The sequence below is a fragment of the Rudaea sp. genome, assembly GCF_036383415.1.
Lineage (GTDB): Bacteria > Pseudomonadota > Gammaproteobacteria > Xanthomonadales > Rhodanobacteraceae > Rudaea.
Map to the genome: position 1 here is coordinate 1 of NZ_DASVOK010000386.1, position 13,574 is coordinate 13,574.

Here is a 13,574-nt window from a genome sequence, read left to right on the forward strand (position 1 = left end):
CCGAGAAACTGTCTGCGCGAAAACGTTTGCATGTACTACCTCTGCGAAAACTGTGGACTGCCTTGGAATGAAGAAATTCTCGTCGTGCTCCGACGACTCAATGCGTACCGGCGCCGCGCCGATTCTTCAGATACAGTGCGAGCAACGCGAACGCGACGATCAGAATCACGGGCAATACGGTCATGAAGCGCAGCGTCTGCTGCGGCCCCGCGGTGTCGATCGAGTGGCCCATGATCGGCAGCACGAACGACGTGCCCACCATGCCCGCGCCGCCAAGCACCGACAGGCCCAGCGCACCTGTCTTCGACAGGTATTCCGAGACAAAGCCGAGCATTGTTGGCCAGAAGTAACAGACGCCGACGGCGAAGACGATCGCCGCGAACAGCGTGGCGCCGGTGCCCCCTGCCGTGCTGTAGAGATACAGCCCGATCGCGGAAATGATCGCCGAGACGAGCAGCACGCCGACCGTGCTGAGCCTGTGCACGAGCGGGCCGGCGAAGTAGCGCCCCAGCGCCATGATACCGGTGACGACGACGAGCACGATCAGCGGATCGATGCCGGTCTTGTCGAGCAGCGCGCCGGTGAACTGGTTGGTGCCCAATTCGGTGGACGCAGTCAGGAACATGCAGAACACCATGAACGGAAACAGCAGGCTGGTCTTGTTGACGACGAGTGACTCGACCACGATCGCCACGAGCACCAGTGCGAGCACGACCCAGGTCGAAGTCGCGCCGAAGTCGATCGCGATCGGCACCGACGTGGCGAGTATCATGAAACCGACCAGCGCGATGATCGTGCACGGCGCGCCGGTGTTGCGGAACATGTCGCGGTAGGACACGCCGCTGGTCACGCGCTCGGTCTCGGGCACCGTTTCGCCGAAGAACAGCCAGCCGTACAGCGCGAGCGGAACGAACAGCACCATGGCCAGCGCCTGCCACGGCAGATTGAGCTGCGAGACGAGCAGCCACGACAGGATGCCGCCGACGACGATGCCGCCCGGGAACCATACATGGAAGCGGTTGAGCATCTTGGTCTTGTCGTCCGGGAACAGCGTGGTGACCAGCGGATTGCACGCCGCCTCGACGCTGCCGTTGGCGAAACCGATGAACACGTTCGCCGCGAACAACAGCGTCTTGTCCTTGGCGAACAGCAGCACGACGAGGCCGACCAGATGGCAGACGAAGGCGATGCGCAACACGTTGCGCGTCTTCACCTGATCGATGATCGCGCCGCCGAGAAACGTGGCGACGGCGAAGCCCCAGAACGCCGGGCCGAACGCCCAGCCGATCTCTTCGCGGGTCAGTCCGTAGCTGTCGTGGAACACGCCTTCGATCTTCGCGCGCAGCGCGAACGTCAGCGAAGTGACGAGCAAGGCGAGGCAGGAGGCGACGAACAGGCGCGACGCGTTGACCGGCTTCGCCACTTGCGTTCCCGCGATGGAATTTTCGATCGGTATCGACATCGATGCACTTCCCCAGAATTAATCGAGCTTGCGAACCCAGATGTTGCGGAAACTGATCGGCGGCGACGGATCGCCATGCGCCTGCAGCTTGATCGCAGCCTCGGCGTAAGGCTTGTACTTCGGCTTGCCGATGTAGGTGGTCTCGCCGGCGAGCTCGCGATGATTCTGCACGAGCACGCCGTTGTGCAGTACGGTCACATAGGCCGGCGATTTCAACGCGCCGTCGGCGGCGAACACGGGCGCGGTCCAGACGATGTCGTAGACCTGCCACTGGCCCTGCGGACGCATCGCATTGACCAGCGGCGGCGCCTGCTTGTACACGCTCGCGGCCTGGCCGTTGACATAGGTCTTGTTGTTGAACGAATCGAGGATCTGCACTTCGTAGCCCTCGTCACCCTTGCCAGTCGAAGCGAGGAACACGCCGCTGTTGCCGCGCAGTTGACCTTCGCCGGTAAGCCCTTCGGGTTCGAGCCATTCCAGATGCAATTGATAATTCTTGAAGTGCTGCTTGGTCTGGATGTTGCCTGTGGATTTGTCCACGGTGACGATGCCGTCGTGCACCTTCCAGCGTGCGGGCGAGCCGTCCTTGACTGTTTCCCACTGATCGAGATTGTGTCCGTCGAACAGCACGATCGCATCCGACGGCGCGGCGCCCGCGGCATTACTCGGCGTGATCACCGGCGGCACCGGCTCCCACTGCTCGGTAGCTTTCGGGTCGGTCGGTTCCGGCGCATTCTCCACGACGCGAACCTGCGCGTGTGCTGACGATTTGCATGCAAGCAGGAGAACAAACGATGCCACGATCGCGGACGCAAGGGTTTTCATGTCGTGAACTCTCATTTTTATCGATCCAATAGTTACACCGAACAAATCCCGAATGCTTCAGCCTGCGACACGGATACGTCGGGGCGCGTCGGCGAGAATTCGTGCGCAATGTAGCCCGCGTAGTTCAAATCGGCGATCGCGGTCGCGATGGCGCGATAGTTGAGTTCCTGCGTGTCGTTGATCTCGTGCCGGCCGGGGACGCCACCCGTGTGGAAATGACCGATCCAGGCGATGTTGTCGCGGATCGTGCGGATCACGTCGCCTTCCATGATCTGCATGTGGTAGATGTCGTAGAGCAGCTTCACGTTCGGTGAGCCGATGTCTTTCATCACGGCCGCGCCGAACGCGGTGTGATCGCCCTGGTAGCCATGGTGGTCGACCTTGCTGTTGAGCAACTCGACACAGATGGTGATGCCGTTTTCCGCCGCCAGCGGCGCGATCTTCGACAAGCCGGCGACGCAGTTTTCCCGCGCCCTGCCCTCGTCGATCGCCGGATTGCGGTTGCCGAACATCGCGATCAGGTTCTTCACGCCGGCCTGCTTCGCCAGCGGAATAGCCGTCTCGAGTTCCTTGAGCAGCAGTGCGTGGTTGGCCGGATCGTTGAATCCGGTCTGGATGAATTTCTCGCGCCGGCTCGCATAGCCCATCGACACGGCCAGGCCGCTGTCGTTCACGATCGACCATTCGTCCGGATAGATCAGGTCGATGCCGGCAAAGCCCATGCCCTTCAGGCTGCGGCACAGTTCGGGCAGCGGTGCCTTCGAGGTCCAGCGACACAGGGACTGCTTGAGCCGGCCCGGCGCCTTCGCCGGCGTCGCCTTCGCCGGCTCGACCGCCGCCAGCGTCGACGCAATTCCCGCACCCGCGAGAGCCGCGATCCTGCCCAGCGCGGCGCGCCGATGGCTGACTTTCGTTTCCGATGACACGCCTGCCTCCGCTATCGAACGATTCAAGCCTACCCGCAGGCTTCTCTAATGGTGACCGGGTTGGCCCTGCTTCGACAGGGCACCTCGAAAAACCTACTGCGCTCGACAATTTGCGCGCCGGCGGTGCTCGGAATCCTCATGTACATCTGAGTACATTCCGGTTCCTGCGCTCCGGCGACGCGCAAATTCTCTTCGCTCGCTACGGTTTTTCGAGGCGCCCGACAGAGTGGTACCGATGACATGCCAAGACGAGAACTTGCACAATCGCGAAAATTCTTTCACGCCGCGCTGCAGCAAGAAAAGAAAAAGCCCCCGTTCTTGCCGCTGCACGAACGAGGGCTTTGTGCTCGAAAAACCCTTATGCGGACTGCAATCGCAGTTGTGGCGACGCGTGCGACAACACCGACAGGCCGCGCTCTACGGCCGCCGTGCCGCTGCGCGCGAGTTCGACGATTTCGCCGATCTTCGCGAACGCCGCGAGGAATTCGCCGACCTCGGCGCCGCTGCCGGTGAACTCGATCGTGCGCACGCTGCCGGTGATGTCGATCACCTGTGCGCGCGGATACTTGCGCAACGCGCCGACGAAGGCGCCGAGCGCTTCGGCGCGCACTTCGAGCTTGAGTATCAGCAATTCGGTTTCGATATGGTCGAGGCTGGTCAGGTCAGCAATCTCGAGCACGTCGATGAGCTTGCGCGATTGCTTGATGATCTGGTCGATCACCGCGTCGCTGCCCGCGGTGACGAGGGTCAGCCGCGAGATGGCTTCGTCGTGGGTGGGCGCGACGGTGAGCGACTCGATGTTGTAGCCGCGCGCGGAAAACATGCCGGCGACACGGGCGAGCGCGCCGGCTTCGTTCTGCAGGAGGATCGAGATAATGCGACGCATCAGAACATCTCCGCCGGACCGACTTCCTGCCCGGTCGGCTTCTGCCGCGACGGGATGAAATCGCCGGTGATCATTTCGGCATAGGCCATGCCGGGGCCGACCATCGGGTAGACACCGGCGTCGGCATCGATGATGACTTCGAGGAAGGCCGGACCGTCGAACGCGACGAATTCGGCGATCACGCGCGGCAGGTCTTCCGGTTTGTCGAGGCGTTGTGCCCATGGAAAACCGTCGGCCTGCGCGGCCTTGACGAAATCCTTCTTGTGCAGGCTCTTGTCGCTCGCCGAGAAGCGTCCCTTGAAGAACAGCTTCTGCCACTGCCGCACCATGCCATCGCCGAAGTTGTTGAGCACGACGACCTTGATTGGCAGGTTGTACGTGGTCACCGTTTCCAGCTCGCCGAGATTCATGCGGATCGAAGCGTCGCCGTCGATATCGATCACGATCGCATCGCGCCGTGCGAATGCCGCACCGATCGCCGCCGGCAGGCCGAAACCCATCGTGCCCATCGAACCCGAGGTGAGCCACAGCCGCGGCTCGCAAAAATCGAAGTACTGCGCCGCCCACATCTGATGCTGGCCGACGCCGGTCGCGATGACCGCATTTCCCTGCGTGTGCTTGTTGATCTCCTCGATCACCGCATACGGCTGGATAACGGCGGCCTTGCGGTCGAAGTTCATCGCATAGGTTTTCTTCAACTCGGCGATGTGCGCATGCCAGTTCGCGAACACGCCCCTCCCTTTCGGATCGGAGCCGCCGCCTTTGTCGAACACGTTCAGGCCGTATTCGCGCAACGCATCGAGCGCGCGCTTCAAGTCGCCGAGGTGATGCCAGTCGACACGCTTGACCTTGTCGATTTCGGCCGGGTCGACGTCGAGATGGGCGATGAACTTCGCGCCCGCGGCGAACTTGTTCGGCACGCCGGCCACGCGATCGTCGAAGCGGCTGCCGACCGCGATGAGGAAATCGCAATCCTCGGTTGCGTAGTTCGCGAACGCGGTGCCGTGCATGCCGAGCATGTGCAGCGACAGCGGCTGAGTCGTGTCAGCCGCGCCGATGCCCATCAACGTCGTCACCACCGGGATGCCGAACGCTCCGGCGAATTCACGCAGCGCCTGCGCGGCTTCGGCAGCGATCACGCCGCCGCCCGCGTAGATCAGCGGGCGCTTGGCCTTGGCGAACGCATCGAAGAATGTCTTCTTCGCTTCGTCATCCAAGGCTGACCTGGCGATGTCGTCCAGGCGCGCACGATATCCCGGCAGCTGCAGCCGGCTCGCGCCGTCGAAGACGAGATTGGTGTTCTGCACGTCCTTCGGAATATCGACGACGACCGGCCCCGGTCGCCCCGTACGCGCGATCTCGAACGCCGAGCGCAGCGTCGCCTCGAGCTTGGCCGCGTCGGTGACGAGGAACACGTGCTTGGCGCAGGCCGCCATGATGTTGCTGATTGGCGCTTCCTGGAAACCGTCGCTGCCGATCGCCGCCGTCGGCACCTGGCCGCAGATGACGACGATCGGAATCGAATCGGCCATCGCGTCGCGCACCGGCGTAACCGTGTTCGTCGCACCGGGACCCGAAGTGACGATCGCCACGCCGACCTTGCCCGACGCGCGCGCATAGCCTTGCGCCATGAAGCCTGCGCCCTGCTCGTTCGCCGGCACGATCAGCGGCAGCGGCTCGCTGCCGTCGGTACGCTTGTGCTCGTGGTTGTAGCGGAACACCGCATCGTAGACCGGCAGGATCGCACCGCCCGAATAACCGAATACGACATCGACGCCCTCGTCGGCGAGCACCTGTACGACGATGTCCGCGCCGCTGAGGTTCTTGCCGGCAAGCGGATGCGTGCCTTGTGGATGCGTATTCGGTATCTGTGACGGTTTCAGTTGTGCGTTCACGGTCTTTGCTCTCTATCTTCCCTTCTCCCACTGGGGAAGGTGCCCGAAGGGCGGATGAGGGAAAGGCATTGCAAATGTTGAAGCGGCAGCGATTCGTGCGAGGCTTTTCCCTCATCCGGCGCTGCCGCGCCACCTTCTCCCGGCGGGAGAAGGTAAGCAATGTCACTTTTGCTGGTTGAGCCACACCATTTTCTCGCGCAACTGCGCGCCGATCTTTTCGATCGGATGGTCGAGATCGGCCTGCTTGAACTTCTTGTAGTTCGGCAGGCCGGCCTTGTACTCGGCGGTCCAATTTTTGGCGAAGGTGCCGTCCTGGATGTCCTTCAATACCGCCTTCATGCGCTCCTTGGTCGCCGCATCGACGATGCGCGGGCCGCTGACGTAGTCGCCGTACTGCGCGGTCTCGGAAATGAAGGTCAGCATCTTGGTGATGCCGCCCTGATAGAGCAGATCGACGATCAGCTTCAGCTCGTGCAGCACTTCGTAGTAGGCAATCTCCGGACGGTAGCCGGCTTCGACCAGCGTCTCGAAGCCCTTCTGCACCAGCTCGCTGGCACCGCCGCAGAGCACGGCCTGCTCGCCGAACAGGTCGGTCTCGGTCTCTTCCTTGAAGTCGGTTTCGATCAGCAGCGCGCGCGCGCCGCCGAGGCCGGCAGCGTAGGCCATCGCCTTGTCCTTGGCCTTGCCGGTGACGTCTTGGTAGACCGCGTACAGGCACGGCACGCCGCGGCCGATTTCGTACTCGGTGCGTACGAGATGGCCCGGGCCCTTCGGCGCGACGAGGATCACGTCGATGTCGGCGCGCGGCGCGATCGTCTTGAAGTGCACGTTGAAACCGTGCGCGAACAGCAGCGCCGCGTTCGGCTTGAGGTTCTTCTCGATCGCGTTGACGTAAAGGTCGGGCTGGACCATGTCCGGGGTCAGCACGGCGACGAGATCAGCCTGCTTCACCGCTTCAGCCGGTTCGACCACGGTGAAGCCGTCGGCCTTGGCCGTCGCGGCCGTAGCGCCGCCGGCGCGCAGGCCGACGATCACGTCAAGGCCCGAGTCGCGCAGGTTCAGCGCATGCGAGCGGCCCTGACTGCCGTAGCCGAGGATGGCGATCTTCGACTTCTCGAGCGCCGCGGTGGTGATGGTGGGGGTAGCGGTAGACATTTTCGATTTCTCCACAAAGATAAAAAGCAAACAAGTTTCGGAAGGGGTAAAAAATTCAGATTTCCATCACCGCGCCGCGCGATGCCGAGCCGACGCTCTTCGCGTACTTGGCGAGGATGCCGCGCTTGACCTTCGGTTCGGGCGCGACCCAAGCCTTGCGCCGCGTCTCGAGGTCGGCGTCGGTCTCGATCACGCGACGTTCGCCGTCGATCACGATCGTGTCGCCGTCACGCAGCAGGCCGATGCCGCCGCCCTTCACCGCCTCTGGCGCGATATGGCCGACCATGAAGCCGTGCGTCGCACCGCTGAAGCGGCCGTCGGTGATCAATGCGACATCGTCGCCGAGCCCGCGCCCGACCAGCGCCGCGGTCACGGCGAGCATCTCGCGCATGCCGGGTCCGCCGGCCGGACCTTCGTTGCGGATCACGACCACGTCGCCGGCCTTGATCTCTCCGGCCTGCACGGCCTTGAACGTGTCTTCCTCGCTCTCGAACACGCGCGCCGGACCGGAAAACTTGAGCTTGCCCTTGCCGGCGAGCTTGAGCACGCAGCCTTCGGGCGCAAGATTGCCGTAGAGGATCGAATAGCCGCCACGCGGCTTGAACGCCTTCTCCACCGGCACGACAACCTGCTGACCGGTCGGCGCTGGCGCGGCCGTGTCGATTTCCTCGAACAGCGTCTTGCCGGTCATCGTCGGCGCGTCTTCGATCAGCTTGGCCGCGCGCAACTCGCGTAATACCTGGGTCAATCCGCCCGCCGCGGTCATCTCGATCGCGGTGTACTTGCCGCCCGGCATGAGGTCGGCGATCACCGGCGTCGTCTTCGACGCGGCTTCGAAATCCTCGATCGTCAGCGGCACCTCGGCCTCGCCCGCGATCGCGAGCAAGTGCAACACTGCGTTAGTGGAACCTGCGGTTGCGTTGGCGACGCGCGCCGCATTGAGGAACGAGGTCCGGCTGAGCACGTCGCGCGGACGCAGGTTGCGCTTCAGATTCTCGACCGCGATTTCGCCGCAGCGTCTGGCCACTTCGCGTTTGTACGGATCGGTCGCGGCGACGTCGTTGAAACCGAGCGGCGACAGGCCGAGCGTCATCAGCATCATCGCCATCGTGTTCGCGGTGAACTGGCCACCGCAGGCGCCGGCGCCAGGACACGCCTTGCTTTCGACGTCGTGCAGCCGATTGTCATCGATCTTGCCGGCGCCATGCGCGCCGACGGCCTCGAACACCTGCTGGATCGTGATCGACTTGCCGTCGAGCGTGCCGTGATCGATGCTGCCGCCGTACAGCGCGACGCCCGGGATGTTGAGGCGCGCGAGCGCCATCGCCGCCGCCGGAATCGTCTTGTCGCAGCCGCACAGCACGACCATCGCGTCGAGCGAGTGGCCGTCGACCGCGAGTTCGATCGAATCGGTGATCACCTCGCGGCTGATCAGCGAGGCGCGCATGCCCGGCGTGCCCATCGCGATGCCGTCGGTGACCGCGATCGTGTTGAATTCGATCGGCGTGCCGCCCGCCGCACGCACGCCTTCGGCGACGTGCTCGGCGAGTTCGCGCAGGTTGAGGTTGCACGGCGACACGTTCGACCAGGTGTGCACGACGGCGACGAGCGGCTTTTTGATCGCGGCTTCGTCGAGCCCGGTCGCGTACAGCATCGCGCGCGCCGGCGCGCGATCCGGACCGGACTTCATCACATCGCTGCGCAGCGTTGTTTCTTCGTTCGGCATCACGCAGCTTCCTTCTGCTGCGCGCCGAGTTGGGCAAGCACTGCCGCGCCGACTTCCGCCGTGTTCGCGCTGCCGCCGAGATCGCGCGTCAGCGTGCCCTGCTCGATCACGGCATCGACCGCCGCTTGGACTTCCTTCGCCTCGGCTTCGAGACCGAGCGAATAGCGCAGCAGCAGCGCCACGGACAGGATCGTGCCGAGCGGATTCGCCAAGCCTTTGCCAGCGATATCGGGTGCGGAGCCATGGATCGGCTCGTACAGGCCCGCCTTGCCGTCGCCGAGCGAGGCCGAAGGTAGCAGGCCGAGCGAACCGGCGAGCGCTGCGGCTTCGTCGGTGAGGATGTCGCCGAACAGGTTTTCGGTGACGATCACGTCGTAGGCCGACGGGCGCGTCAGCAGCAGCATCGCCATCGAATCGACGAGCTGGTGTTCGAGCTTGACGTCAGGATAGTCCTTGGCGACGCGCTCGACCGTCGAACGCCACAGACGCGAGGTCTCGAGCACGTTGGCCTTATCGACGTGGGTGACGTGCTTCTTGCGTCCGCGCGCGAACTCGAACGCGCGCCGCGTGGCGCGCTCGATCTCGGCGGCGGTGTACTTGCACTCGTCGGTCGCCGTGTCGGCCGTGCGCGTCTTCGCGCCGAAGTAGGCGCCGCCGGTCAGCTCGCGAACAAACAACAGGTCGACACCCTGCAGCTTCTCGTTCTTCAGCGGCGAGAGATTCGCCAACTTCGCATGCACGCGCACGGGACGCAGGTTCGCGTAGACGCCAAGCGTCGCGCGCAGGCCGAGCAGACCCTGCTCCGGGCGCACCTTCGCATTCGGATCGGACCACTTCGGGCCGCCGACCGCGCCGAGCAGCACGGCGTCGGCCGACTTGCACGACGCAACCGTCGCCAGCGGCAGCGGACTACCGTGCGCATCGATCGCCGCACCGCCGATCAACTGTTCGTCGAAGGCGAAATCATGGCCGTGCTTCGCCGCTACGGCTTTCAGCACTTCGACTGCCGAGGCGACGACTTCGGGACCGATGCCGTCGCCCGGCAACAGGGTGATTTTTGCTTTCATTCTTTGCCTTTCTGTTCTGGAATTACGCTGCCCGCGCCTGCTCGAACGCCGCGATCTGCGCTTCGTGCTGCAGCAGGAATCCGAGCTGGTCGACGCCCGCGAGCAGACAATGCTTGGCGAACGGCTCCAGCGGGAATTCGATGCGCTTGCCGTCAGGCAACGTGATCGTCTGCGCAGCGATATCGACATTCAATTCAATGCCAGGATGATCGAGCAGATACTGGTGATCGGCATCGGCGAGCACGACCGCGAGCAGACCGTTCTTCAGCGCGTTGCCGCGGAAGATGTCGGCGATCTCGTTCGAGAACACCGCGTGGATGCCGTAATCGGTCAGCGCCCACGGCGCATGCTCGCGCGAGGAACCGCAGCCGAAGTTGCGGCCCGCGACAAGAATCTCGCAGCCGCGCGCCTCGGGCTTGTTCAGCGCGAAATCGGGGTTTTCGCCGCCGTCGGCGAGATAACGCCAGTCGTTGAACAACGACTTGCCGAGACCGGTGCGCTCGGTCGTGGTGAGGAAGCGCGCCGGGATGATGCGGTCGGTGTCGATGTTCTCGAACGGCAGCACGGCGGTGCGCGAATGGATGTGGGTCAGCGGATTCATGCGGCTTCGGAAACGTATTGGGCAGGATCGGCCACGACGCCGGCCAGCGCCGATGCGGCCGCGACGAGCGGACTCGCGAGCACGGTGCGCACGCCCGGCCCCTGGCGGCCTTCGAAATTGCGGTTGCTGGTCGAGACAACGAGCTGGCCCGGCTTGCCGATGTCGCCGTTCATGCCGAGACACATCGAGCAGCCCGGCTCGCGCCATTCGGCGCCGGCGGCGCGAATGACTTCGTGCAGCCCTTCCTTCTCGGCCTCGATCTTGACCTGCTCCGAACCCGGCACGACGAGCATGCGCACGCCGTCGGCAACCTTGTGTCCGCGCAGCACGTTCGCGGCTGCGCGCAGATCAGACAGGCGCCCGTTCGTGCAACTGCCGACGAAGACGACATCGACCTTTTCGCCGAGCAGGGCCTGTCCTGCCTTGAGATGCATGTAGTCGAGGGCTCGCTGTTCGAGCGCGTCTTTCGCCGCCGGCACCGTCGCGCCGAGTGCGATCACCATGCCCGGATTCGTGCCGTAGGTGACGCTCGGTTTCACCTCGGCCGCGTCGATGACGACTTCGCGGTCGAACTTCGCGCCGGCGTCGGACTTGAACTCGCTCCAACGCTGGACGATTGCATCCCAATCCGCGCCCTTCGGCACGCGCTCGCGCCCGCGCAGGAATTCGAACGTCGCCGCGTCGGCCGCGATCAGGCCTGCCTTGGCGCCGGCCTCGATCGACATGTTGCACACGGTCATGCGCTCTTCCATCGTCAGCGCTTCGATCGCGCTGCCGCGATATTCGATGACGTGGCCGGTGCCGCCGTTCATGCCGATCCTGCCGATGATGTGCAGGATCAGATCCTTCGCGGTCACGCCCTTGCCGAGCTTGCCGTTCACCGTGATCGCGAGCGACTTCGGCTTGCGCTGCAGGAGGCACTGCGTGGCGAGCACGTGGCCGACTTCGGTCGTGCCGATGCCGAATGCGAGTGCGCCGAATGCGCCGTGCGTAGAAGTGTGGCTGTCGCCGCAGACGATGGTCATTCCGGGCTGGGTTGCGCCAAGTTCCGGTCCCATCACGTGGACGATGCCGCGGTTGGAACTGTTCCAGCCGTACAGCTCGACGCCGAACTCCTTCGCGTTCGCTTCGAGCGCGGCGACCTGTGCTTCGGTCGCCTTGTCGAGATACGGGCGCTTGCCGTTCGCGTCGGGCGGCAAGGTCGGCGTCGAGTGATCCATCGTCGCGACGATGCGATCGGGACGCCGCACCTTGAGCCCGCACGCACGCAGCTCCGCAAACGCCTGCGGCGAGGTGACTTCGTGCACCAGGTGCAGGTCGATGTAGAGGATCGCTGGCGTCGCCGTGGTTTCCGCGGCGACCTGATGCGCGTTCCAGATCTTGTCGAGCAGGGTTTGCGGAGCCGTGGACATGTTACGCAGCCGCCTTCTTCTGGTCCGTGGACACTGGCGTCAGCCAGCCCCATTCGTCGCGGGTCTCACCGTTGAACAGGCCGAAGAACGCCTTCTGCAACGCCTTCGTGATCGGTCCGGGCTTGCCTTCGCCGACCGGCTTGCGATCGACTGAACGCACCGGCGTGATCTCTGCCGCGGTGCCGACCATGAAGACTTCGTCGGCCGTGTACAGCGCCTCGCGCGGCAGGTCGCGCTCGATCACCTCAAGGCCGAGCTTGCCGGCCAGCGTGATCACCGTGTCGCGCGTGATGCCGGCGAGGATGCTCGCGCTCGTCGTCGGCGTGGTGATCTTGCCGTTGCGGATGATGAACAGGTTTTCGCCCGCGCCTTCGCTGAGCAAGCCGTTGTAGCCGAGCGCGATGCCTTCGTGGTAGCCGTGGCGCTTGGCTTCAAGACCGATCAGCTGCGACGACAGGTAATTGCCGCCGGCCTTGGCCCACGACGGAAACGTGTTCGGTGCCGCGCGATTCCACGACGACACGCAGACGTCGGCGCCCTTCTCGATCGCATCACCGAGATAGGCGCCCCACTCCATCGCGATGATGCAGACGTCGACGCTCGAGCCTTCCTTCGGCAACACGCCGAGCGGACCGGCGCCGCGAAACACGAGCGGACGCAGATAGGCCGACTTCATCTTGTTCGCGGCGACGACTTCGCTGTTCGCGGCGATGATCTCATCGAACGTGTAGGGAACTTCGATCTCGTAGACCTTGGCCGACTCGAACAGGCGGCGCGTGTGGTCGGCGAGGCGGAAATGCTGCGGACCCTGCGGCGTCGCGTAGACGCGCTGTCCCTCGAACACGGACGAACCGTAATGCAGCGCGTGCGCGGTGACGTGCACGGTCGCTTCGTTCCAGGGCTTGAGCTTGCCGTTGTGCCAGATGAATTCTGTGTTTGCCATAGTGGGTCCTTTGCAATTCCTGAAGCGGTTTGGATACGGGTGATGGGTCGAGCGAAACGCCTCGCCGTAGGTGAATTCTACGTCCTATCCCCTGCGCGCCGCGCCGAAAACCTGTGTTTCATGCCGATTTCGCCACCAGCGGCAGCGCCTGGCCGAGCTTGATCCGCTCGATGCGGTTGACTACCTCGAGCGCCGCGAACGCGGTGGCCTCGACGATGTCGGTCGACACACCGCGGCCGATCAATTCGCGCTCGCCGTGGTTGACCGTCAACGTCGCGCGGCCTTGCGCATCGGCGCCGTAGCTCAGCGAGCGGATCTGGAAGTCGGAAATGTCGAGCGTCGTACCGGTCGCGCGCTCGATCGCGCGCAGCATCGCGTGCACGGGGCCGTCGCCGAGCGAGCCTTCGGTCTCGCCGACGCTGCGTCCGTCCTCGTGGCGCAGGCGCATCGAAGCCGAGGCGCCGCCGCCGAGATGCGAGGTCGCGTGCATCTGCTCCAGCGTCCACGGGCCGAGCGCAGCCGGGTCCTGGCCTAGCACGAGCGCGTCGAGATCGCTGTCGAACACCTCTTTCTTTTTGTCGGCGAGCGCCTTGAAGCGCGGGAAGATTTCCTCGACCTGGGCGTCGTCGACCTCGTAGCCGAGCGATTTCAGACGATCGCGCAAGGCGTGCTTGCC

At 64.2% G+C, this 13,574-nt stretch carries 12 protein-coding genes; all 12 read right to left on the reverse strand.

Going from position 1 to position 13,574, the window contains the following annotated elements; genetic code table 11:
- Positions 1 to 97: 97 nt before the first annotated feature.
- Positions 98 to 1,462, reverse strand: coding sequence for an MFS transporter (locus tag VF497_RS14195; RefSeq protein ID WP_330889832.1), 1,365 nt, complete (start codon positions 1,460 to 1,462; stop codon positions 98 to 100).
- Positions 1,463 to 1,480: 18 nt separating this feature from the next.
- On the reverse strand, positions 1,481 to 2,287 hold the full coding sequence (locus VF497_RS14200) for a DUF1080 domain-containing protein (RefSeq protein ID WP_330889834.1): 807 nt from the start codon (positions 2,285 to 2,287) through the stop codon (positions 1,481 to 1,483).
- 32 nt (positions 2,288 to 2,319) lie between these two features.
- Positions 2,320 to 3,213 carry a hydroxypyruvate isomerase family protein gene (locus VF497_RS14205; protein ID WP_330889836.1) on the reverse strand — a complete coding sequence of 298 codons (894 nt, stop codon included), beginning with the start codon at positions 3,211 to 3,213 and terminating at the stop codon, positions 2,320 to 2,322.
- A gap of 358 nt (positions 3,214 to 3,571) precedes the next feature.
- Positions 3,572 to 4,099 carry an acetolactate synthase small subunit gene (ilvN, locus tag VF497_RS14210; RefSeq protein ID WP_330889838.1) on the reverse strand — a complete coding sequence of 176 codons (528 nt, stop codon included), beginning with the start codon at positions 4,097 to 4,099 and terminating at the stop codon, positions 3,572 to 3,574.
- Complete coding sequence (ilvB, locus tag VF497_RS14215) at positions 4,099 to 5,994, reverse strand: biosynthetic-type acetolactate synthase large subunit (RefSeq protein WP_330889839.1); 1,896 nt, start codon at positions 5,992 to 5,994, stop codon at positions 4,099 to 4,101. The genes ilvN and ilvB overlap by 1 nt, the downstream gene beginning before the upstream one ends.
- Before the next feature lie 162 nt (positions 5,995 to 6,156).
- Positions 6,157 to 7,149 (reverse strand): ketol-acid reductoisomerase, encoded by a 993-nt coding sequence (gene ilvC, locus VF497_RS14220; RefSeq protein WP_414706908.1) that lies wholly within the window; start codon positions 7,147 to 7,149, stop codon positions 6,157 to 6,159.
- Positions 7,150 to 7,204: 55 nt separating this feature from the next.
- Positions 7,205 to 8,875: a dihydroxy-acid dehydratase gene (gene ilvD, locus VF497_RS14225; RefSeq protein WP_330889841.1), complete on the reverse strand. Its 1,671-nt coding sequence runs from the start codon at positions 8,873 to 8,875 to the stop codon at positions 7,205 to 7,207.
- Positions 8,875 to 9,942: a 3-isopropylmalate dehydrogenase gene (leuB, locus tag VF497_RS14230; protein WP_330889843.1), complete on the reverse strand. Its 1,068-nt coding sequence runs from the start codon at positions 9,940 to 9,942 to the stop codon at positions 8,875 to 8,877. The genes ilvD and leuB overlap by 1 nt, the downstream gene beginning before the upstream one ends.
- A 22-nt stretch (positions 9,943 to 9,964) precedes the next feature.
- A complete protein-coding gene (leuD, locus tag VF497_RS14235; RefSeq protein ID WP_330889844.1) occupies positions 9,965 to 10,543 on the reverse strand; it encodes a 3-isopropylmalate dehydratase small subunit in 579 nt (192 codons plus the stop codon).
- Entirely contained in the window at positions 10,540 to 11,955 is a 1,416-nt protein-coding gene (leuC, locus tag VF497_RS14240) for a 3-isopropylmalate dehydratase large subunit (protein WP_330889846.1), read from the reverse strand. The genes leuD and leuC overlap by 4 nt, the downstream gene beginning before the upstream one ends.
- 1 nt (position 11,956) lies before the next feature.
- A complete protein-coding gene (locus VF497_RS14245) occupies positions 11,957 to 12,898 on the reverse strand; it encodes a branched-chain amino acid transaminase (protein ID WP_330889848.1) in 942 nt (313 codons plus the stop codon).
- 118 nt (positions 12,899 to 13,016) lie between these two features.
- A partial coding sequence (locus VF497_RS14250) for an alpha-isopropylmalate synthase regulatory domain-containing protein (protein WP_330889850.1) occupies positions 13,017 to 13,574 on the reverse strand: 558 nt, incomplete at its 5' end.